This is a genomic window from Pseudomonas sp. ZY71 (assembly GCF_036542145.1).
Taxonomy (GTDB): domain Bacteria; phylum Pseudomonadota; class Gammaproteobacteria; order Pseudomonadales; family Pseudomonadaceae; genus Aquipseudomonas; species Aquipseudomonas koreensis_A.
The window spans coordinates 2941783-2963343 of the sequence record NZ_CP144274.1; the positions used below are offsets into that span (position 1 = coordinate 2941783).

18 protein-coding genes and 2 riboswitches are annotated in these 21561 nt (G+C 59.8%); of the genes, 15 read left to right on the forward strand and 3 right to left on the reverse strand.

What is annotated here, in order from left to right; translation table 11 throughout:
• Window positions 1–5: 5 nt before the first annotated feature.
• Window positions 6–203, reverse strand: a complete 198-nt coding sequence (locus VY732_RS13080; protein ID WP_003225486.1) for a CbtB domain-containing protein — start codon at window positions 201–203, stop codon at window positions 6–8.
• Window positions 204–327: 124 nt separating this feature from the next.
• Window positions 328–549, reverse strand: a riboswitch (cobalamin riboswitch).
• A gap of 197 nt (window positions 550–746) precedes the next feature.
• Between VY732_RS13080 and VY732_RS13085 the strand changes: the two genes are divergently transcribed.
• The 8 genes from VY732_RS13085 (at window position 747) to VY732_RS13120 (ending at window position 14364) form a co-directional block, all read left to right on the forward strand.
• Complete coding sequence (locus tag VY732_RS13085; RefSeq protein WP_331695864.1) at window positions 747–2048, forward strand: IS4 family transposase; 1302 nt, start codon at window positions 747–749, stop codon at window positions 2046–2048.
• Between the two features lie 919 nt (window positions 2049–2967).
• Window positions 2968–3178: riboswitch (cobalamin riboswitch) on the forward strand.
• Between the two features lie 99 nt (window positions 3179–3277).
• Entirely contained in the window at window positions 3278–4351 is a 1074-nt protein-coding gene (gene cobW / locus VY732_RS13090; RefSeq protein WP_105708975.1) for a cobalamin biosynthesis protein CobW, read from the forward strand.
• 3 nt (window positions 4352–4354) lie between these two features.
• Window positions 4355–8203, forward strand: a complete 3849-nt coding sequence (cobN, locus tag VY732_RS13095) for a cobaltochelatase subunit CobN (RefSeq protein WP_331695625.1) — start codon at window positions 4355–4357, stop codon at window positions 8201–8203.
• A 223-nt stretch (window positions 8204–8426) separates the two neighbouring features.
• Entirely contained in the window at window positions 8427–9428 is a 1002-nt protein-coding gene (locus VY732_RS13100; RefSeq protein WP_331695626.1) for an ATP-binding protein, read from the forward strand.
• 2 nt (window positions 9429–9430) lie between these two features.
• Entirely contained in the window at window positions 9431–10093 is a 663-nt protein-coding gene (locus VY732_RS13105) for a vWA domain-containing protein (protein WP_331695865.1), read from the forward strand.
• Window positions 10094–10268: 175 nt separating this feature from the next.
• A complete protein-coding gene (locus VY732_RS13110) occupies window positions 10269–11915 on the forward strand; it encodes a phospholipase D-like domain-containing protein (RefSeq protein ID WP_331695627.1) in 1647 nt (548 codons plus the stop codon).
• A gap of 346 nt (window positions 11916–12261) precedes the next feature.
• Window positions 12262–13821: a TerC family protein gene (locus VY732_RS13115; protein ID WP_331695628.1), complete on the forward strand. Its 1560-nt coding sequence runs from the start codon at window positions 12262–12264 to the stop codon at window positions 13819–13821.
• Window positions 13822–14115: 294 nt separating this feature from the next.
• Window positions 14116–14364, forward strand: a complete 249-nt coding sequence (locus VY732_RS13120; RefSeq protein WP_038368375.1) for a type II toxin-antitoxin system Phd/YefM family antitoxin — start codon at window positions 14116–14118, stop codon at window positions 14362–14364.
• 36 nt (window positions 14365–14400) lie between these two features.
• On the opposite strand, the gene VY732_RS13125 is transcribed toward VY732_RS13120, so the two are convergent.
• Window positions 14401–14832 carry a thioredoxin family protein gene (locus tag VY732_RS13125; protein WP_077573139.1) on the reverse strand — a complete coding sequence of 144 codons (432 nt, stop codon included), beginning with the start codon at window positions 14830–14832 and terminating at the stop codon, window positions 14401–14403.
• 91 nt (window positions 14833–14923) lie between these two features.
• Window positions 14924–15328, reverse strand: a complete 405-nt coding sequence (locus VY732_RS13130) for a hypothetical protein (protein WP_331695629.1) — start codon at window positions 15326–15328, stop codon at window positions 14924–14926.
• Between the two features lie 425 nt (window positions 15329–15753).
• On the opposite strand from VY732_RS13130, the gene VY732_RS13135 reads away from it, so the two are divergent.
• The 7 genes from VY732_RS13135 (at window position 15754) to VY732_RS13165 (ending at window position 21509) form a co-directional block, all read left to right on the forward strand.
• Complete coding sequence (locus VY732_RS13135; protein WP_007912334.1) at window positions 15754–16602, forward strand: transporter substrate-binding domain-containing protein; 849 nt, start codon at window positions 15754–15756, stop codon at window positions 16600–16602.
• Window positions 16603–16653: 51 nt separating this feature from the next.
• The gene (locus tag VY732_RS13140) at window positions 16654–17316 is read left to right on the forward strand and encodes an amino acid ABC transporter permease (protein WP_116029011.1); all 663 of its coding nucleotides are present in this window, start codon (window positions 16654–16656) and stop codon (window positions 17314–17316) included.
• A 9-nt stretch (window positions 17317–17325) separates the two neighbouring features.
• Window positions 17326–17988, forward strand: a complete 663-nt coding sequence (locus VY732_RS13145; protein ID WP_116029010.1) for an amino acid ABC transporter permease — start codon at window positions 17326–17328, stop codon at window positions 17986–17988.
• Window positions 17985–18776 carry an amino acid ABC transporter ATP-binding protein gene (locus VY732_RS13150; RefSeq protein WP_116029009.1) on the forward strand — a complete coding sequence of 264 codons (792 nt, stop codon included), beginning with the start codon at window positions 17985–17987 and terminating at the stop codon, window positions 18774–18776. Before VY732_RS13145 ends, VY732_RS13150 begins: the two co-directional genes overlap by 4 nt.
• Window positions 18777–18806: 30 nt before the next feature.
• Window positions 18807–19196, forward strand: coding sequence for a RidA family protein (locus tag VY732_RS13155; RefSeq protein WP_007912330.1), 390 nt, complete (start codon window positions 18807–18809; stop codon window positions 19194–19196).
• Between the two features lie 294 nt (window positions 19197–19490).
• Window positions 19491–20255 (forward strand): IclR family transcriptional regulator, encoded by a 765-nt coding sequence (locus VY732_RS13160; protein ID WP_331695866.1) that lies wholly within the window; start codon window positions 19491–19493, stop codon window positions 20253–20255.
• Between the two features lie 39 nt (window positions 20256–20294).
• The gene (locus VY732_RS13165; RefSeq protein ID WP_331695630.1) at window positions 20295–21509 is read left to right on the forward strand and encodes an amino acid deaminase; all 1215 of its coding nucleotides are present in this window, start codon (window positions 20295–20297) and stop codon (window positions 21507–21509) included.
• Window positions 21510–21561 lie beyond the last annotated feature (52 nt).

Here is a 21561-nt window from a genome sequence, read left to right on the forward strand (position 1 = left end):
AGGTCTCAGTGGCACGGGAACGCGGCGCTGTGGCGGGTATCGTGGGCGGCGTTGTGCACCGCTTCGATGTGCGAGAAACCGGCGAAGTAGACCAGGCTGGCACCAAGGATCGACGCGAAGATCGCGGCGGTCAGGCGTTGGCTCAGGGTGGCGGTGCTGGAAATTTTGTCCGTGTTGCTGCCGGTGCTGCTGATGATCGACATGGCGCTTCCCTCTGGAATGTCAGTGGGTGAATCGAGCGCATGAAAACCCCTGCGGGTCGGGCTCGCAGAGGTTCGAACAGCGCCCGCCCACCGCGGGTTTGTTATGTTCAGCGACGCACGAGGTGCGGGCTGTGTGTTGCGGGCCGGTCTCCGGGCTCACGAGGGGTTGGCGTCAGGCCGACCTGCAAGCGTCACCTTCCCATGTCTTGCTGACACAGTGGTTTTGACGCTTCGCTCGCTTACCGTTGCGGGGGCAGCACCGGACTGACATGGGCTTGAGTAAAGCACATGATTCACCGGTTTCCCGTTTCACCCTGTGAAGGGCACCCGTAACAAGTTGTGTAGGAGAGCATGGGTTGGGGATTTTAGTCAATTTTGTGGGGGGCTTATCCGTTGCTGCGGGTGTTGCTGATTACGGTTCCGCCCTTACGGCCATCCCTTTCAAGGTCTTCGGTAAAATCCCCTGAAATTTCATTCAGGGATCCCCAAACGATGTGGGCCGATGTTCTAGCGCGTTTCGAGAAAAAAGCACCTGCCAGTGTCATGGCTAAATTGGCTCTGGAGCAGGCTATTGCCCCTGAGTGGGTCGATCAGGTTTTCGAAGAGCATCGGCAACGGCAGTATTCTCGTGAGCTGCTGTTCTCGACCATCATCAAGCTGATGTCCCTTGTTTCATTGGGCCTGAAGCCATCCCTGCACGCCGCCGCGCGGCAACTGGAAGATCTTCCTGTCAGTTTGGCGGCTCTCTACGACAAGATCAGTCGTACCGAGCCGGCGCTGTTGCGCGCCCTGGTTACGGGCTGCGCTCAACGCCTGACTCCAACCATAAAAGAGCTGGGTTGCACGACGATGCTGCCGGGTTGGCAGGTTCGGGTAGTGGACGGTAATCACTTGGCATCCACTGAGAAACGTCTGGGAGCTTTACGTCACGAGCGCGGCGCCGCTCGTCCCGGTTTTTCGGTGGTGGCCTACGACCCCGACCTCGATCAGGTCATCGACCTTCAGGCGTGTGAGGATGCCTACGCAAGCGAGCGTGTTTGCGTGCTGCCGCTGTTGGCTGATGCCGAGCCGGGCCAAGTGTGGTTGGCTGATCGACTCTATTGCACGCTCCCGGTCATGGAAGCTTGTGAGCAGGCCCAGACGTCCTTTGTCATTCGCCAGCAAGCCAAGCATCCACGCTTGATTCAAGAAGGTGAGTGGCAAGAGCCGGTGCCTGTGGAAACAGGCACTGTGCGTGAGCAGATCATCCAGGTCAGAGGCGGTTACCAATGTCGGCGTGTCGAGCTGACGCTTCATTCTCCAACGGACTCGGGAGACAGCAGCTTGATGTTCTGGAGCAACCTACCCCAGAGCGTCAGTGCACAGCGGATCGCAGAGCTCTATCGCCGCCGCTGGAGCATTGAAGGTATGTTCCAGCGACTGGAAGCGATTCTGGAAAGTGAAATCGAAACCCTTGGCAGCCCGAAGGCTGCCTTGCTCGGGTTCGCTACTGCGGTATTGGCCTACAACGTCCTGGCCATCCTCAAACGAAGTGTCGAGCAAGCTCACCGGGAGACTCAACCTGAAGGATGGGAAGCTTCCATCTATCACTTGGCGGTTCAGGTCAGGAGTGGTTATGAGGGAATGCAGATTGCACTGCCCTCAGAATATCTTCCCGTTGTCCCTCTGGAGCAACTGGCCCAACGCCTGTTGGAGTTGGCCAGAAACATCCAGCCCAAACAAGTTGCGAAAAGCCCCCGCGGTCCCAAGGTGCCTAAACCCAAGACATGGGTTCAAGGCACAGCGGTCCATGCTCATGTTTCAACGGACAGAGTTATCAAGGCTGCCAAAACGAAAAGACCTTGAAAGGGATGGCCCTTACGGCGGGTCACTTTTTCCAGACGCCGAAAAAGTAACCAAAAAGGCTTGCTCCTACGTGCGGCCCGCTCGCTGGGGCTCGGGGTTCCTTCGCTGCGGGATCGATCCGGGCGCAGCGCCTACGGTTTGCTGCGCTGCACCTCCTCTCGCTGTGTTTGGCTTCGCCAAACGGTCGCTGCGCTCCCACGCCCGGATCAATCCCTCCACTCAGCCTTCCGACGTCGCCTTACAGATCAAGAGCTGCAGCCGAGCTAACGCTCATCCTGTTGAGTGGTGGAAGAGCATGCGGTCGACTTTGGATTTGTGGTGGATTCGCCCCTCACCCCAGCCCTCTCCCGAGGGAGAGGGAGCCGATTTGTGGGCTTTTCAAAATCTGAGTTCGACTCGGTATTGCACGTCGGCGTAGCTCTCCCAAACACCCCGATCAGTCCCTCTAACCTCATGGATAGGGGGCGATTTTTTTGCTTTTTTGAGCCTGAGTTCAACGCGGTATCGCAGGTCGGCGTACCTCTTCCAAACGCCCCGGTCAGTCCCCTCTCCCTCTGGGAGAGGGCTAGGGTGAGGGGCTCTTGATCTGGCTTTTGATCTGGCTTTTTTGCCCCTTCGGCAGGCCGAGCGTAGGTGTTCATCCGGGGGTTAGGCGCGTAGCGCCGTGCGGCGAAGCCGCATTCATCGAGAGGAGGTGCAGCGAAGCAAACCGTAGGCGATGCCCCCGGATGGACACCGTAGCGAGGGAACACTGAGCCTCAGCGAAGTGCCGTACGCCGGGGCAAAGCCTTTTGCTTACTTTTCGGCGTCTGGAAAAGTGAGTCGCTGTAAGAGCGAAACCGCCAGCGGCGGCACCCGCAGCAACGGATATGCCCCCATAACCAAACCCCAACCCCATTGACCCATAACCACCCGATGCGTAGCCTTGCGCTTTCGAGGTTCTTCGGCCGTTGCCGAAGCTAAGAAGGGAACGCGGTCAATGCCGCGGCTGCCCCCGCAACTGTGAACGGTGAAGTTCGCTGCCACGCCACTGCCAGCTCAACCCATGAGCCCGCGGGAAGGCGCAGCCAACGCCAGGCTCATACCTGAACACCGTCAGCCAGGAGACCTGCCTCGTCACAGATTCTCACTACAACCGGGCGGGGTGATCCGGTGGCGAATGCTTCCGGCGCGCACGCGCGTTGCCGGTTCTCGTCCCGTATGCCCGCCGCTTGCCAAAGGGCATACCGATGAAAACACTGGCCAAACTCCCCGTCACCATCGTCACCGGCTTCCTCGGCTCGGGCAAGACCACACTGCTGCGGCACATGCTCGACAACGCGCAGGGCCGTCGCATCGCGGTGATCGTCAACGAGTTCGGCGAGTTGGGCATCGACGGTGAAATCCTCAAACAATGCACCATCGGTTGCACCGAAGAAGAAGCCACCGGCCGCGTTTACGAACTGGCCAACGGCTGCCTGTGCTGCACCGTTCAGGAAGAATTCTTCCCGGTGATGCGCGAACTGGTCGCGCGTCGCGGCGATCTCGACCACATCCTTATCGAAACCTCGGGCCTGGCCCTGCCGAAACCGCTGGTGCAAGCCTTCCAGTGGCCGGAAATCCGCAGCGCCTGCACCGTTGACGCGGTGATCACCGTGGTCGACAGCCCGGCCGTGGCCGCTGGCACCTTTGCCGCGTTCCCGGATCAGGTCGATGCCCAGCGTAAACTCGACCCGAACCTCGATCACGAATCGCCGCTGCACGAACTGTTCGCCGACCAACTGGCCAGCGCCGACCTCGTCATCCTCAACAAGGCCGACCAGACCAGCCCGGAAGATCTCGCTCGCGTTCGTGCTGAAGTCGCCGAAGAGCTGCCACCGGCGGTGAAAATCATCGAAGCCAGCAACGGCCGTCTGCCGCTGGACGTGCTGATCGGCCTCGGCGCCGGTTCCGAAGAACACATCGACAGCCGCCACAGCCACCATGATCACCACCACGGTGAAGGCGATGACGACCACGATGACCACGATCACGACGCCTTCGATTCGATCTCCATCGAACTGCCGCAAGCCGACGAAAGCCTGCTGCTCGATGCCCTGACGCAACTGGTGGTCAAGCACGGCATCCTCCGTGTCAAAGGTTTTGCCGCCATTCCAAACAAGCCAATGCGCCTGTTGATCCAGGGCGTGGGTACGCGTTTCGACAAGCATTTCGACCGTCAGTGGGGCGCCGATGAAGCGCGCGTTACCCGTCTGGTGCTGATCGGTCAGCAACTCGACGCCGCCCAACTCGAAGCGCAACTGCGCGCTGCGCTCAGCGTTTAAACCATGCACCTGCTCAGGACTCAGCCCGGCGGATTCGTCTCGGATGACAACATTGCCGACCTTGGACAGACCCCCGCTGAGCTGGTGATCCTGTGCAGCGGCGACTCCAGTCTGGCGCTACTCGCCGAAGCTGCGCAGCAGTTGCCCGAGGATTATCCGAGCCTGCGTCTGGCCAATCCGATGCAGGTGCAGAATCACGCTTCGGTCGATCTGTACGTCGACGAAGTGCTGCGTCATGCCAAGGTGATCCTGATTTCGCTGCATGGCGGCATTGCCTATTGGCGTTACGGCGTCGAGCGTCTGATCGAGTTGTCCGAGCGCGGTGTGCAGGTGATTCTGGTGCCGGGCGATGACCGGCCCGATCCGGAACTCAGCGACCTGAGCACCGTTAATGCCGAAGATCGCGACCGGCTCTGGCAGTTCTTGCGTCAGGGCGGCCTGGGCAATGCGCTGGATTTCTTCCGCTGCCTGGCCAACCGTTGGCTCGCCCGTGATTACGTTTGGAAAGAACCGCAAACCCTGCCGCGCACGGCGATTTACCATCCACAAAAAACCAGCGCCGCACTGAGTGACTGGCAAGCCGAATGGCTGCCTGAGCAACCGGTCGCGGCGGTGCTGTTTTACCGCTCGCATTTGCAAGCGGCGAACACGGCGTTCATCGATGTTTTCTGCCAGCGCTTGCAGGCAGCGGGGTTGAATCCGCTGCCGATCGCGGTGGCCAGTCTGAAAGAACCCGGTTGTCTGACGGTGGTCGAGGATTGGCTGGATGAAGTCGAGGCGGGGGTGATTCTCAACACTACCGGATTCGCCCAGTCCAGCCCTGAGGCCCCGCACTTGCGGCCGTTTCGTCGCAATATCCCGGTGATCCAGGCGATCTGCGCGCAGGACAACGAGCCCGGCTGGCGCGACAGCGAGCAAGGCCTCGGCCCGCGCGATCTGGCGATGCATATTGCCTTGCCGGAGCTCGACGGGCGCATCATCAGCCGGCCGATCAGCTTCAAGGATCTGGCCTGGCGCAGCGAGCGCAGTCAGTCCGATGTGGTCTGCTACCGCGCGCAACCCGAGCGCATGGATTTTGTCGCCGAACTGGCGCGGCGCTGGATTGATCTGGCGCGGGTGCCGAATGGCGAAAAACGCATCGCGCTGATTCTCGCCAACTACCCGACCCGCGATGGCCGCATTGGTAATGGCGTCGGTCTCGACACGCCGGCGGCGGCGCTGAATATTCTTCGCGCGTTGCAGGCGGAGGGTTATCCCATTGCGGCCGAACTGCCGAATAGCGGCACCGAGTTGATCCAGCAATTGCTCGGTGGCGTCAGCAACGATCTCGACACGATTGACCTGCGTCCGTGCCAACAAAGCCTGGCGATGGACGATTATTCAGCGATGTTCAATGCGCTGCCCGAAGCCAATCGTGCCGCCGTGATCGAACGCTGGGGCGCGCCGCAAAACGATCCGATGTGCCGCGACGGGCGCATGATGATTGCCGGTCTGCGCTTCGGCCTGACCTTCGTCGGCATCCAGCCGGCACGCGGTTATCAGGTCGATCCGAGTGCGGTCTATCACGATCCGGATCTGGTGCCGCCGCACGCTTATCTGGCGTTCTATTTCTGGTTGCGCAACACCTATGGCGCCCACGGCGTGATTCACGTCGGCAAGCACGGCAACCTCGAATGGCTGCCGGGCAAAGGCGTTGGCCTTTCGGAAAACTGCTGGCCGGATGCACTGCTCGGGCCGCTGCCGAACATCTATCCGTTTATCGTCAATGACCCGGGTGAGGGCGCGCAGGCCAAGCGGCGCACACAAGCGGTGATCATCGACCACCTGATGCCGCCGCTGACCCGCGCCGAAACCTACGGCCCGCTGCGCAATCTGGAACTGTTGGCCGACGAGTATTACGAAGCGCAACTGCTGGATCCGCGCCGCGCCCGCGAGTTGCAGCGCGACATTCTGCAACTGGTGCGCGAGACGCAGATCGACCGCGAACTGCAACTCGATGCCGGGCTGGACAGCGACGCTGATGCGGCGATCTGGCTGCCGCGCCTCGATACGTATTTGTGTGATTTGAAGGAATCGCAGATTCGCGATGGCTTGCACATTTTTGGCGAGTCACCGAGCGGGCGATTGCGCATTGATACGTTGCTGGCGTTGCTGCGCATTCCACGCGGAGACGGGAAGGGCGCGCAGTCGAGTCTGCTGCGCGCACTGGCCAAAGCATTCGAACTCGGTTTCGATCCGCTCGACTGCGCGTTGGCCGACCCATGGACAGGCCCACGCCCGACAGAGCTGCAATCGCAAAGCGATGAAGTCTGGCGCACTGCCGGCGACACCCGCGAACGCCTGGAACTGTTTGCTTCGAACCTAATCTCCCAAACACTACAAATCCCCTGTAGGAGTGAGCCTGCTCGCGATAGCGGAGTGTCATTCGATACAGATTTGCCTGACACACCGCCATCGCGAGCAGGCTCACTCCTACAAGGACCGCGTTGGGCCGAGGTCAGTGCAATCATCGACCATCTGCGCGAAGTCGTCGCCCCACGCCTGGATGCCTGCGGCCCCGCCGAAATGCGCGGCCTGCTCGACGCCCTCAGCGGTCGTTTCGTCCCCGCCGGCCCCAGCGGCGCACCCAGCCGTGGTCGCCTCGACGTGTTACCGACCGGCCGCAACTTCTATTCGGTCGACGTGCGCAACCTGCCGACCACCACCGCATGGCGCATCGGTTTCCAGTCAGCGACGTTGATTCTTGAGCGACACCTGCAAGACCACGGCGATCACCTGCGTCAGCTCGGACTATCTGTGTGGGGCACCGCGACCATGCGCACCGGCGGCGACGACATCGCTCAGGCGATGGCGCTGATGGGCGTGCGGCCGGTGTGGGCCACCGGCAGTCAGCGCGTCGATGATTTCGAGATCCTGCCGCTGAGCCTGCTCGACCGCCCGCGTGTTGATGTCACGTTGCGCGTCTCCGGATTCTTTCGTGATGCCTTCGCCAACCTGATTCGCCTGTTCGACGCGGCGGTGCAGGCAGTAGCGGCACTGGATGAACCGGACGATCTCAACCCATTGGCGGCCAAAGTACGAGCCGAGCGCGAGGCACTGCTGCAGTCGGGCGTCGATGAAGACACCGCACGGCGTCAGGCCGGTTGGCGGATATTCGGCGCCAAACCCGGTGCCTATGGCGCAGGCGTGCAGGGCGCCATCGACGGGCGTTTGTGGCAGAGCCGCGACGATCTCGCTGAGGTTTATCTGAATTGGGGTGCCTACGCCTACGGCGGTTCCGACGAAGGTACCGCCGCCCGCGAGCAATTCGTCCAGCGCCTGAGCCAGGTGCAAGCGGTGCTGCAGAATCAGGATAACCGCGAGCACGACCTGCTCGATTCCAACGATTACTACCAGTTCCAGGGCGGCATGCTCGCCGCCGTGGAAAGCCTGCGCGGTGAAGCAGCGGCCAGTTATCACGGCGATCACAGCCAACCGGATCTGCCGAAGATTCGCACGCTGAAAGAAGAGCTGAATCGGGTGATTCGCTCGCGCGCGGCCAATCCGAAATGGATCGACGGGGTCAAGCGCCACGGCTATAAAGGCGCGTTCGAAATGGCGGCGACGGTTGATAACCTGTTTGCGTTCGATGCCACCACGCAGTTGATCGATGACCACCAGTACGCTTTGCTGGCCGATGCTTATCTGCTGGATCCGGCGACCCGGGAGTTTGTTCGTGAGCATAATCCGCACGCGCTGCGGGATATGACCGAGCGGATGCTGGAAGCGCAGCAGCGGGGGATGTGGCAGGAGCCGGGGGCTTATAAAGAGGCGCTGGAGAATCTGCTGCTGGATATAGAGGAAGATGTCTAGCCAGTCAAAAGCTACCCTCACCCCAGCCCTCTCCCGGAGGGAGAGGGGGCCGATCTATGTTGCTGTCAAAACTTGAGCTCGGCTCGATATATCAGGTCGGCGTAACTCGCCAGAACAACTCGGTCAGTTCCCTCTCCCTCCGGGAGAGGGCTAGGGTGAGGGCCACCCCAACTGACACCCCACAATGCCAAGTACACCCACGACCACGACAGAGAAAACCCAAATGACTGACACCCCACATTTCCCGCTCTCCGCCGTGGTCGGTGCCGATGACCTGAAACTCGCCCTGTGCCTCACCGCCATCGACCCGAAAATCGGCGGCGTGCTGATCGAAGGGCCGCGTGGCATGGCCAAATCGACTCTGGCCCGTGGCTTGGCTGATCTGCTCGCCAGCGGTCAATTCGTCACCTTGCCGCTGGGCGCCACCGAAGAACGTCTGGTCGGCACCCTCGACCTCGACGCCGCGCTCAGCGAGGGCCGCGCGCAATTCTCACCGGGCGTGCTGGCCAAGGCTGACGGCGGTGTGCTCTACGTCGATGAAGTCAATCTGCTGCCTGATCACCTGGTGGATCTGCTGCTCGACGTTGCCGCCAGCGGTACCAACCTGATCGAGCGTGACGGTATCTCCCATCGGCATTCGGCGAAGTTCGTGCTGATCGGCACCATGAACCCGGAAGAGGGCGAATTACGCCCGCAACTGCTCGACCGCTTCGGCTTGAATGTCGCCCTTAGTGGGCACACGGTGCCGACCGAGCGCGGACAGATCATTCGTCGGCGACTGGATTTCGACAGCGATCCGCAAGCGTTCTGCGCACACTGGGAAACACAGCAACAAGCGTTGCGCGAACGTTGCGAAAACGCCCGCGAAGCCTTGGCCAGTATTGCGCTGGACGACGCTGCACTGGCGCAGATCACCGAACGTTGTTTCGCCGCCGGGGTCGATGGTCTGCGTGCCGACCTGGTCTGGTTGCGCGCCGCTCGGGCCCACGCGGCATGGCGCGGAGCTGAGGAGATTAGCGAAGAAGACATCGACGCCGTGGCCGAGTTTGCCCTGCGCCATCGTCGCCGTGAGCAAGCGCCTTCGAGTCCGCAACAACCGGCGCAGTCGCCGGCCGAAACCCAGGCCTCATCGAGCGAAGGGCAGGGCCAGTGGGGCGACCTGCCGGCGCCCGGGCTTGCCACAGGCGCCCGTCGTGAAGTGCCGAGCTGGCCAAAAAAGCCCTAGGCATTCGCCCCCGATCCGACGCGGGGGCGAATGCCAGACCCCGCGCCGGACAGCTGGACAGCGGACGCCAAGGCAAGCGTCATGCCGCTCGTGGCGGTACAGTGAACTGGCCGGGCACGCTGCTCAACGGACGTCCTCGAGTACGTGAAGATCTGCTGTTCCAACTGCGCACACGCTCGCCGCATGAACTGTGGCTGGTCATCGTCGATGCCTCAGGCTCGACGCGGCGTCATCACGCCTTGAGCGATGCCAAAGGCCTGCTCGCGCAACTGTTCGATGATGCCTATCGCCAGCGTGCGCGGCTGGCATTGCTGACCGCCAGTGGTTCGGCGCCGCGATGGCAGGTGCAAGGGTTGAAGGCATCGAGCGGCTTGCGCGTCTGGCTGGAAGCCTTGGGAGCTGGCGGCGGCACGCCGTTAATGGCGGCACTGATGCAGGCGGAGCAATGGCTGGCAGTGCGGCGCAAGCGCTTTCCCGCTGAACAGCAACGTTTGCTGGTGGTGACCGATGGGCGTTTGAAACAGTGGTCAGGATTGCCGGCGCTGGAATGCCCGGGCTTGTTGATCGATATCGAGCGAGGACCGATCCGGTTGGGGCGGGCGCGGGATCTGGCTTCAGCGTTGAGTGCAGAGTATCGACATATCGATGAGCTGAATTCTCTCTGATACCTTCTGTGTCTGGTCGGGCCTCATCGCGAGCAGGCTCACTCCTACATTTGGAATGCGTTCCCCTGTAGGAGTGAGCCTGCTCGCGAAGGCATCGACCCGGTCTTGAGCCGAACAACCAAAACCCGCATCCCTGCTCTATGCTGCCCCCCAGCCCAATCACAAGGAGTGAGCGATGCGCGTACTGGTCAAAAATCCCGCGGACGATTTCCGTGTCAAAGCCTACGCCGGCACCAACGGCGTGCTGCTGGCCATGGATCTGGCCGAACCACGGCGCCAGGGCCTGCTGGGTTTCGCCATCGAAAAGCAGCAGGGCGCCAAACCCTGGTTGTTCCTGTTCAACAGCCTGACCTTCCCGAATAAGGCGCACACCTTTCCCCAGTTCCACGCCACACCGAGCGATATCGCGCCGCTGCAGAAATTTCGCTGGGCCGATTACGCGGTCAATCCGGGCATGACCCTTCACTATCGCGTGCACCTGGCCTACGGCACTGCCGATGCCGTGCAGTTGGGCGAATCGCTGGAGCTGACGATCACTTCCGATGACGGTCACCCGAGCAACCAGAGCGTGATATTCAATCGCGCCGTTGCCGCCAGTCAGGCATTCCAGCGCAAGTTTCCCGACCTCGACGCGCAGATCAGCGCCAATAAAAACATGCCCATCGAAACCTGGCCGGATGCGGCCCGTCAGTGGCTGGAAAACGGCTTGCTCGGGCGCTTGCTGGGTTTTATCGAGCGTGCGGTCGATGGTCAGTGGGCGCTGGACATTGCCATCTACGAATACCAGTTACAGGCGATCATCGATGCGGTGAACGCAGCGTTCGCGCGGGGTGTGCAGGTGCGGGTGCTGTATCACGCCCGGCCGGATGACGAAGACACTACGATCAACGAAGCAAGCCTAGCGGCGCTGCCTCCTGCGAGCAAACGCGGGCGAATGACCCACAACATCTTTCACAACAAATTCATCGTTCTCAGCCGCGCCGACGCCAGTGGGGAGCAGCAGCCTGAAGCGGTTCTGTGTGGCAGCACCAATTTCACTGCCAACGGGGTTTATCGACAGGCCAACGTGGTGCATGTGCTGGACGACGAATCGGTTGCTGCCAGTTATCTGCAAACGTTCGAGCAGATCTGGACGCGACCGGACGACGTCGGCGCAACCCGCGAGTGGATCACCGAACACAACCTGATGAATGCACAACAGCCGTTGCTTGCCGGGTTTTCACCGCGTACCGGCGGGGCCGATCTACAAACGTTCGAGCGAATCATCAGCACGGCGAAAAAGGACGTGCTGTTCGTCACGGCGTTTTCGCTGCCGGATGCGATTCTCAACGCGCTACTCGGCCAGCCCCACGACGAGATTTTGCGTTATGGCCTGCAAAACACTGCCAGCCGCATCACCGGTTTCCATGCCGACCGCAGCGCCGAATTCGCCGCCACCGCGTTGCTCAACACTGGGTTGGAAGGCTGGTTGCGCGAGAACATGAAAGGTCAGAAAGGCAATCTGCTGGTGCACACCAAAGCGGTGGTTACCGACTTTACCAGCGATTCGCCGACGATCATCAGCGGCAGCCACAACCTCAGCGCTTCGGCCAGCAATGGCAATGATGAAAACTACCTGATCATTCGCGGCGATACCGATCTGGCCGACCGCTATGGTCTGGAATTGCTGCGGTTCTACGAGCATTACCGCTTCCGTTATTTCGCGAAGAAACTGGCGTTGAAACAGGTGAGTCCATTGGCGGCAGGCGACAGTTGGACCAACGATTACTACATCGAAGGGGATTTGCGCCAGCTGTCGCGTTTGCGTTTTGCCGGCCGTTGACACGAAGTTGCAATACGCCCCCCGTAGGAGTGAGCCTGCTCGCGATGAGGCCAGCACAATCAACACATCTCTCCAGACTGTACAGATTTTGAAATGATTTGCCGCTGTAGGAAATGTTCCCAAAGCCTGTACGCTCCAAGGCCATTTTTCATTCAGGATTTACATGAACACCCTCTCGGAGCCTCCCAGTCGCACCTTCCCCACGCGCCATGGCGCGGTCTTGACGCACTCGCAGCATCCAGTTTTCCGACATCCGACTATCGTTGCCAACGCGGCTCCAGAGCCTTCGCGTTGCGCTTTGCCGTGTCCGGCAGCCTGAATTCATCGAGAGAGATAGAGACGTTTTATGGAATGGTTAGCGGATCCCACGGCCTGGTTAGGCTTGTTGACTTTGATCGTGCTGGAACTGGTGCTGGGTATCGACAACCTGGTGTTCATCGCAATTCTGGCGGACAAACTGCCACCGCATCAGCGTGACCGCGCGCGGATTATCGGCCTGTCGCTGGCGCTGATCATGCGCCTTGGCCTGTTGGCGAGTATTTCCTGGCTGGTGACCCTTACGCAGCCGTTGTTCGAGGTGTTCGACAAGAGCTTCTCCGGCCGTGACCTGATCATGCTGTTCGGTGGTGTGTTCCTGTTGTTCAAAGCCACCATGGAATTGCACGAGCGCCTGGAAGGCCACGTCGGCGAACGCACGACCAACGCCGCTTATGCCATGTTCTGGCCGATCGTTGCGCAGATCGTGGTACTCGACGCGGTGTTCTCGCTGGATGCGGTGATTACCGCCGTGGGCATGGTCGATGAACTGGCGGTGATGATGATCGCGGTGATCATCTCGATTGGCTTGATGATCGTTGCCAGCAAGCCGCTGACGCGCTTCGTCAACGCGCACCCGACGGTAATCATGCTGTGTCTGGGCTTCCTGATGATGATCGGTTTTGCCCTGACCGCCGAAGGTCTGGGCTTCCATATTCCGAAAGGCTATCTGTACGCCGCCATTGGTTTCTCGATCCTGATCGAGGTGTTCAACCAGATCGCCCGGGCTCGGCGCAAGCGCTCGATGCAAGGCCTGCGACCGATGCGCGAGCGCACGGCTCATGCGGTCCTGCGCTTGCTGGGCGGGCGCAAACTGGCGGCGGAGGAGGTCGGCGAGGAGATCTCCGATCTGCTTGATGACGGTGATGCGCCAAGTGCCGAACTGTTCGACCGTCGCGAGCGGGTGATGATCAGCGGCGTGCTGCAACTGGCGGAGCGCCCGATTCGCGGGCTGATGACCGTGCGCGCCGATGTCGACACAATTGATCTGGCCGATGATCGCGAGGCGATTCGTACCCGCTTGATGCACTCGTCCTATTCGCGTCTGCCGTTGATTCGCAACGGTGCGGTGGATGAGCCTTTGGGCTTCGTGCACAAGAAGGAACTGCTCAAGGAATACCTGGCCGGCACCGAGCCGAATCTGGAGCACCTGGCGCGCAAGACCATCAACCTGCTCGACAGTTATTCGATCCTCAACGCGCTGGAACAGATGCGCGCAGCCTCGACTCACATTGCTTTTGTGGTCAACGAATTCGGTGACTTCGTCGGCGTGTTGACCATGACCGACATCCTCGAATCGATTGCCGGTGAGTTGCCGGATGCCAGCGAAATCGAAGGCCCGGACGTGGTTGAGGAGCAGGGCGGGTTTATCGTCAGCGGCGCGTTGAACCTGGCGCGTGTGCGTCAACGCACCGGGTTTGGTGCGCAGCCGACCGAGGATTATCAGACCATGGCCGGGTTGGTGATGAGCCTGCTGGATCGTTTGCCAGTGATCGGTGATCGTCTGGAGCTTGAGGGCTGGCAGATGACGGTCAAAGCGGTGGAAGAGCGGCGGGTGACGCGGGTGCTTTTGGAGCGCGCGCCAGCGTAATCCTTGAGTTCTCTACTAACTGGGCCGGCCTCTTCGCGAGCAAGCTCGCTCCCACATTGGAACGCGTTTCAAATGCGGGAGCGAGCTGCTCGCGAATGCTTGGGTTCAGGCACCGCACTATTCACTGATGAAAAGTGTAGCGATCCTTCCTGTTCCCACCCAAGTGCGAGAAACGTCTGACGGACAACGCAGAAACGTCGCTGGAAATCACGTGGTATCGTCAAATGGATCGAAGTTAAGAACTTCATGGGTGCTATTTTAGGTGCTACTAAAAGTACTTCAGGAAGCACCTTAATGGCACACATCGTTCTTTCCCACGTAGTAGCGAGTATTTCCGAATTGAAAAAAAATCCGATGGGCACCGTGGCTGCTGGAGGTGGACGCTCTGTAGCGATTCTCAACCGAAATGAACCAGCGTTTTATTGCGTACCTGCCAAAGAGTACGAGGCAATGATGACGCGTCTTGATGATCTGGAGTTGATCGCGCTTTGCAAGGAGCGAGAAAACGACCCCACCATCAAGGTCTCGATAGATGACCTATGAGCTGGAGTTTTCTGAAAAGGCCTGGATTCACCCCGTTCAGCACTGACTCCGCAGGCGCGCACGTGCAACGGTGCGCAAAGTGCGAAGCGTATGACGCAGCCAAGGCAGATCATGCGTTTGTTTGCGGACGGCAACGGGCGCTTTGGTCTTGCCTATATGCTCGGCGAAATCTCGTGCGAGGGTTTCTTCGGTGCCGATGCCTTTGAGTTTTTTCACCAGTTTGCCGTTCTGGAAGAACAGCACTGTAGGCGTCCCGGAGACCTGCGGATGGCGCGGGCATTCTCTGGTATTGAGCATGTAAATATTGGCGCGATGCCGGTACGGCTCGGCCGTCTGGCGAAAGATCGGCCCGGCCAATTCGCAGGCGGGGCAATCTTTGTTGGTGAAGTAAAGGATAACGGGGCGCCAGGTTTTCAGGGCTTTGCGGTAGGTGGCCGGCAAGGCTGCGAAAGGGGTTGTCGAGTCCATTGGAAACTCTCTTTTTCGGAATGCAGTGGTGATGCGTTCACGGAGAAAGCAAGCCGTCACGAGATGAAAGCTTGCTTTCAAGAGTATTGGCTCAGAGCAGCCTGGATAGCGTTACATCGCCGAAATAAGAGCCAAGTTCATCAAACGTACCGTCATTGCACTCTACCGTCACCGTGAACTTGAGTGTCGCGAGAGGGGCGTCGAACTCTTGGAACTTGATCGTCCAGCCTTGGTTACCTCCGACGTCAAGTTGAACCGGGTTGCCTGTCGGAAGTGGTTGCACAGTGACGCGGCCAGCATAGCCATGCAGTGTTTTCATTCTTGCCGAGATCATGAATTTACCGCCGCCATCGCTACCCAGGAGAACGTCCTGACTAATGGAGTCAGGAGGCGCGATTATGCAGTGACCAACTACGTAACTGACGTTACTCGGGGTTGTTGCTGTCCAGTGATCGCCTTGATTGGCAAAATCACCATTTTTAATCAGATTGGCCATTTCAAAAGTCCTTATTGAGATTTTAAGTTCGGTTCCTGACCCGTTCGGTCCGGACCAGTAGGCCTATCAATTCACCGGTCAACAACTGTCAACTCTGACAGGTCGAGCGGTAAATCCGATGAGCGGTCACTTGCGGTCAAGCCATTTTCCAAGTTCGATTCAATGCTATATCTGTGCATCAATCGGTCGCGCACACGCCCTTAAATGTGACGTTACTTCCCAATCGGTTGCCTTCAGTAGCGAAGGTAAAAACCTCTACTGGCGATAGTCGCGCGCAAATCCGCGGGCTAACTTGTTGAACCGATTAATGTTTCCGAAGACCTGGGTTTTATTGCCAAAGCTATGGCACACTTTCTGCTGTCTATTCCGTAGTAACAAACCGTGTTCCGGTATAGCGGAATAAACACCATCCTGGAGTGCTTGCCATGCATCGCCGTCCTTCGTTGTTCAAAGCGTGTGTTTTTGTTCTTGCGGCTTCGTCCGCTGTCATGGGTATGGCCCAGGCAGCCGACAGCAAGCTCGACAGTGTTCTGGCCCGTGGCAAGTTGATCGTGGGCACCGGCAGCACCAATGCGCCGTGGCACTTTCAGGGTGCGGACGGCAAGTTGCAGGGCTTTGATATCGATATCGCGCGGATCGTCGCCAAGGGTCTGTTCAACGACCCGAGCAAGGTCGAGTTCGTCGTACAGTCGTCCGATGCGCGGATTCCCAATCTGCTCACCGACAAGGTCGACATGAGCTGCCAGTTCATCACCGTTACCGCCAGCCGTGCGCAGCAAGTGGCGTTCACGCTGCCGTACTACCGCGAAGGCGTTGGCCTGCTGCTGCCGAACAACAGCAAGTACAAGGAAATCGAAGACCTGCAAGCCGCCGGCGACAGCGTCACCGTAGCCGTGCTGCAAAACGTCTATGCCGAAGAACTGGTGCATCAGGCCTTGCCCAAAGCCAAGGTCGATCAGTACGACAGCGTCGATCTGATGTATCAGGCGGTGAACTCCGGTCGCGCCGACGCCGCCGCCACCGACCAGTCTTCGGTCAAATACCTGATGGTGCAGAACCCTGGCCGCTACCGTAGCCCAAGCTATGCGTGGAGCCCGCAAACCTACGCCTGCGCAGTCAAGCGTGGCGATCAGGACTGGCTGAACTTCGTCAACACCGCACTGCATGAAGCCATGACCGGCGTTGAATTCCCGACTTATGCGGCGTCGTTCAAACAATGGTTCGGTGTAGATCTGCCGTCGCCAGCGATCGGTTTCCCAGTCGAATTCAAATGATCCCGTGAGAGTGGGGCGATTCCCGTCGCCCCGCTCAAGGTACTGCTGACCATGAACTATCAGTTGAATTTTGCCGCCGTGTGGCGCGATTTCGACACCTTGCTGGCGGGGCTCGGTCTGGGTCTTGAACTGGCGCTGGTGTCGATCGCCATCGGCTGCGTGATCGGCCTGCTGATGGCGTTTGCCTTGCTCTCCAAGCACCGCGCCTTGCGGGTGCTGGCTTCGGTGTACGTCACGGTGGTGCGTAACACGCCGATTCTGGTGTTGATTCTGTTGATCTACTTTGCCTTGCCGAGCCTCGGCATTCGGATGGACAAGATTCCATCGTTCATCATCACGCTCTCGTTGTATGCCGGGGCATACCTGACCGAAGTGTTCCGTGGTGGTTTGCTGAGCATTCCGAAGGGACAACGCGAAGCCGGGCTGGCCATCGGCCTCGGCGAGTGGCAGGTCAAAGCTTATGTCACCGTTCCGGTGATGCTGCGCAATGTGTTGCCGGCGCTGTCGAACAACTTCATTTCGCTGTTCAAGGACACCTCGCTGGCGGCCGCGATTGCGGTGCCGGAGCTGACCTACTACGCGCGCAAGATCAACGTCGAGAGCTACCGGGTGATCGAAACCTGGCTGGTGACCACGGCGTTATATGTCGCGGCCTGTTACCTCATTGCCATGCTGCTGCGTTACCTCGAGCAGCGTCTGGCGATCCGCCGATAGGAGGCTGCGATGTACGAATCTCCGAGTTGGTTACATGAATTGTGGGTCGCGCGTGAACCGCTGTGGCAGGGCTTTTTGACCAGTGTGCAAGTGTCGGCGCTGGCGATTCTGCTCGGCACTGTGCTCGGCGTGGTCACCGGTCTGGTGCTGACCTACGGCAAGTTCTGGATGCGCGCGCCGTTCCGTTTTTACGTCGACCTGATTCGCGGTACACCGGTGTTTGTATTGGTGTTGGCCTGCTTCTATATGGCGCCGGCACTCGGTTGGCAGATCAGCGCATTTCAGGCCGGTGCCTTGGGCCTGACGCTGTTCTGCGGCTCGCACGTTGCCGAGATTGTCCGTGGTGCGCTGCAAGCGTTGCCGCGCGGGCAAATGGAAGCGAGCAAGGCCATCGGCCTGACGTTCTATCAATCCCTCGGCTACGTGCTGTTGCCTCAGGCATTGCGGCAGATCCTGCCGACCTGGGTCAACTCGTCCACCGAAATCGTCAAGGCTTCGACCTTGCTGTCGGTGATCGGCGTCGCCGAATTGTTGCTCAGCACGCAACAGATCATCGCCCGGAACTTCATGACCCTGGAGTTCTACCTGTTCGCCGGTTTTCTGTTCTTCGTCATCAACTACGGCATCGAGTTACTCGGCCGGCACATTGAAAAACGGGTGGCCCTGCCATGACTCAAGCTCAAGTTTCTTCACAGCCTCAGGCGTTGCTGGACATCCGTGGCCTGCACAAACAGTACGGCGCAGTCGAAGTGCTCAAGGGTGTCGACCTGAGCATGCAGCGCGGCAACGTAGTGACGCTGATCGGCTCCAGCGGATCGGGCAAGACCACGCTGCTGCGTTGCGTGAACATGCTCGAGGAATTCCAGGGCGGGCAGATTCTGCTCGACGGCGAATCCATCGGCTATGACGAGGTCAACGGCAAGCGTGTGCGGCATGCGGAAAAAGTCATCGCCCGCCATCGCGCGATGACCGGCATGGCCTTCCAGCAGTTCAACCTGTTCCCGCATTTGACCGCGTTGCAGAACGTCACTCTGGGCTTGCTCAAGGTGAAGAAAATGCTCAAGGACGAAGCCGTGGTGCTCGCCGAGAAATGGCTGGAGCGCGTCGGCCTGCTGGAACGGCGCAATCACTTTCCCGGTCAGTTGTCCGGCGGCCAGCAACAGCGCGTGGCGATCGCCCGGGCGATTGCGATGAACCCGAGTTTGATGCTGTTCGACGAAGTCACCTCGGCGCTCGATCCGGAACTGGTTGGCGAAGTGCTCAACGTGATCAAGGGCCTGGCCGAGGACGGCATGACCATGTTGCTGGTCACCCACGAAATGCGTTTTGCCTTCGAGGTCTCGGACAAGATCGTTTTCATGAATCAGGGGCGGATCGAAGAGCAGGGGCCTCCCAAGGAGCTGTTCGAACGCCCGCAATCGCCGCGTCTGGCTGAGTTTCTGAAAAGCACGCGGTTTTAATTTTTCGGTTTGTAATCAGGAGAAACACCCATGAGCATTACTCGATATGGCACCGGCAGCACCGCCGCTGGCGGCCAGCCACGTCCCTTCGCTCGCGCTGTTGAAGCGGATGGCTGGCTGCACGTATCCGGCCAGGTGCCGGCGGTGGATGGCGAGATTATCGTTGGCGGTATCGTCGAGCAGACCCATCAGACCATGAAGAACCTGATCGCGATTCTCGAAGAGGCCGGTTATGGCCTGGAAGATGTCGTGCGTGCTGGCGTGTGGCTGGACGATCCGCGGGATTTCAGCAGTTTCAACAAGGTTTTCGGCGAGTACTTCAAGCCTGAACACGCACCGGCGCGGGCCTGTGTGCAGGCGAGCATGATGGTCGATTGCAAGGTCGAGATCGACTGCATTGCGTACAAGAAAAAGGCCTGAGTGACGGCTTTCCCTCACCCTAACCCTCTCCCGGAGGGAGAGGGGACCGATCTCTATCGATGCAGCTTTTGGCGGCTGATCACAACATGTGCATCGATACAGTCAGGCTCTATCTCTCTGGGAGAGGGGACTGATCTGTATCGATGCGGATTTTGCGTATGACGCTTACATTTACATCGATACGGTCAGGCTCCCTCTCCCTCTGGGAGAGGGCGGGGGGTGAGGGCAGCAATCCAACTGACACAACACCAAGGGCCAGTTACCATCCGGCGACTTTGAATGGGAACCACTGAAATGACCGAAGACACCATCAAACGCCGGGCACGCGGTCTGGACCGGGCGTTCGATATCCTCGATTTCCTCAAGGAGATCGGCCAGCCGCTGCGCCCCAACGACATCGCCAACGGCATCGGCAGCCCGAAATCCACCGTTTACGAACTGGTCGCTTCGCTGCTCGAACGACGGATTCTGGAACCGGTGGGCAAGGACGGTCACGTCTATCTGGGTCGGCAGTTGTACTTCCTCGGTCAGGCGCATTTGCGTCACTTCGACCTCAGCCGCGAGGCCGATCACGCCTTGCAGGAGATCGTCAGCCAGACCCATGAAACCGCGCAGATGTGCCTGCTCAACGGGCGCAAATACACGGTGGCATTGATGAAGGAGGGCGAGCGGCATTTCCGCATTTCCTCCGACATCGGCGAAAACGCGCCGATCCCGTGGACCGCTTCCGGACGCCTGTTGCTCGCACACCTGAGCGATCAACAGATCATCGACCTGATCGACGAAGATGATTACATCCTGCCCGACGGCGAGCGTTTGCCACTGGAGCGTTTTCTCGGCGAAATCCGTCAGGCCGGCATCGAGGGATTTTTCTCCTTCGACAGCGTTGCCGACACCTTTACCCATTGCTTCGCCGCGCCGGTCAAAGACCGCAATGGCATCGCGATTTGCACCTTGTGCATCGTCGCCCCGCGGGCCGATGCGAAAAAAAATTACAACGACTATCGCCGGGTACTGATCGAGAGCGCCAACAGCCTCGCCCGGCGGATCAACGAATAACCGCGGCCGCCTGCGGCCGCGAAAGTGAGGAGTTCGACCATGACGACTGCCATCGATACTGCTGTGGAAAAGGGCGACGCGGCCATCGGCGCGCGCCTGACGCGCGACGTCAGCCTGCCGGCGCTGGTGCTGCACCGCGAAGCGCTGGAACACAACATCCGCTGGATGCAGAAGTTTGTCAGCGACAGCGGCGCGGAACTCGCGCCCCACGGCAAAACCAGCATGACCCCGGCACTGTTCAAGCGGCAGCTCGATGCCGGCGCGTGGGGCATCACCCTCGCCAGCGCGACCCAGACCCGCGCCGCTTACGCCCATGGCGTGCGTCGCGTGCTGATGGCCAACCAATTGGTCGGGACGCCGAACATGGCACTGATTGCCGATCTGCTCGCCGATCCGTCGTTCGATTTCTATTGCATGGTCGATCACCCGGACAACGTCGCCGACCTCGGCGCCTACTTCGCCTCGCGCGGGGTGAAGCTGAACGTAATGATCGAATACGGCGTGGTCGGCGGGCGTTGCGGTTGCCGCAGCGAGCAGGAAGTCATCGAACTGGCCAAGGCGATCAACGCGCAACCGGCGCTGGCCCTGACTGGCATCGAAGGTTACGAAGGGGTGATTCACGGTGATCACGCGGTCAGCGGGATTCGTGAATTCGCTGCGTCGCTGGTGCGTCTGGCGGTGCAATTGCAGAACAGCGGTGCGTTCGCGATCGCCAAGCCGATCATCACCGCCTCGGGTTCGGCGTGGTACGACCTGATCGCCGAATCGTTCGAAGCGCAGAACGCCGCCGGGCGTTTCCTTAGCGTGTTGCGTCCGGGCAGTTACGTCGCGCATGACCACGGTATCTACAAAGAGGCGCAGTGCTGCGTACTCGACCGCCGCAGCGATTTGCACGAAGGACTGCGTCCGGCGCTGGAAGTCTGGGCGCACGTGCAGTCGCTGCCGGAGCCGGGTTTTGCGGTGATCGCACTGGGCAAACGTGATGTCGCGTTCGATGCCGGTTTGCCGGTGCCATTGTTGCGTTACCAGGCGGATGTGGTGCCGGCGCTGGGCGATGACGTCGGTGCCTGCAAGGTCACGGCAGTGATGGATCAGCACGCGTTCATGACGGTGGCGCCGGGCGTTGAATTGCGCGTAGGCGACATCATTTCCTTTGGTACTTCGCACCCGTGCCTGACGTTCGACAAGTGGCGTGTGGGGTTGTTGGTGGATGAGCAGTTGTCGGTGATCGAGAGCATGGAGACCTGTTTCTAAGACTTGAAACCGAGTCGCGGCCTTCGCGAGCAGGCTCGCTCCCACACTTGGA

Coding starts and splice junctions, on each gene's coding strand:
- VY732_RS13135 (WP_007912334.1), top strand. CDS start 15,754: ATGCATCGCCGTCCTTCGTTGTTCAAAGCGTGTGTTTTTGTTCTTGCG.
- VY732_RS13085 (WP_331695864.1), top strand. CDS start 747: ATGGCTAAATTGGCTCTGGAGCAGGCTATTGCCCCTGAGTGGGTCGAT.
- cobW (WP_105708975.1), top strand. CDS start 3,278: ATGAAAACACTGGCCAAACTCCCCGTCACCATCGTCACCGGCTTCCTC.
- VY732_RS13080 (WP_003225486.1), bottom strand. CDS start 203: ATGTCGATCATCAGCAGCACCGGCAGCAACACGGACAAAATTTCCAGC.
- VY732_RS13130 (WP_331695629.1), bottom strand. CDS start 15,328: ATGGCCAATCTGATTAAAAATGGTGATTTTGCCAATCAAGGCGATCAC.
- VY732_RS13100 (WP_331695626.1), top strand. CDS start 8,427: ATGACTGACACCCCACATTTCCCGCTCTCCGCCGTGGTCGGTGCCGAT.
- VY732_RS13115 (WP_331695628.1), top strand. CDS start 12,262: ATGGAATGGTTAGCGGATCCCACGGCCTGGTTAGGCTTGTTGACTTTG.
- VY732_RS13150 (WP_116029009.1), top strand. CDS start 17,985: ATGACTCAAGCTCAAGTTTCTTCACAGCCTCAGGCGTTGCTGGACATC.
- VY732_RS13145 (WP_116029010.1), top strand. CDS start 17,326: ATGTACGAATCTCCGAGTTGGTTACATGAATTGTGGGTCGCGCGTGAA.
- cobN (WP_331695625.1), top strand. CDS start 4,355: ATGCACCTGCTCAGGACTCAGCCCGGCGGATTCGTCTCGGATGACAAC.
- VY732_RS13140 (WP_116029011.1), top strand. CDS start 16,654: ATGAACTATCAGTTGAATTTTGCCGCCGTGTGGCGCGATTTCGACACC.
- VY732_RS13155 (WP_007912330.1), top strand. CDS start 18,807: ATGAGCATTACTCGATATGGCACCGGCAGCACCGCCGCTGGCGGCCAG.
- VY732_RS13165 (WP_331695630.1), top strand. CDS start 20,295: ATGACGACTGCCATCGATACTGCTGTGGAAAAGGGCGACGCGGCCATC.
- VY732_RS13120 (WP_038368375.1), top strand. CDS start 14,116: ATGGCACACATCGTTCTTTCCCACGTAGTAGCGAGTATTTCCGAATTG.
- VY732_RS13125 (WP_077573139.1), bottom strand. CDS start 14,832: ATGGACTCGACAACCCCTTTCGCAGCCTTGCCGGCCACCTACCGCAAA.
- VY732_RS13110 (WP_331695627.1), top strand. CDS start 10,269: ATGCGCGTACTGGTCAAAAATCCCGCGGACGATTTCCGTGTCAAAGCC.
- VY732_RS13160 (WP_331695866.1), top strand. CDS start 19,491: ATGACCGAAGACACCATCAAACGCCGGGCACGCGGTCTGGACCGGGCG.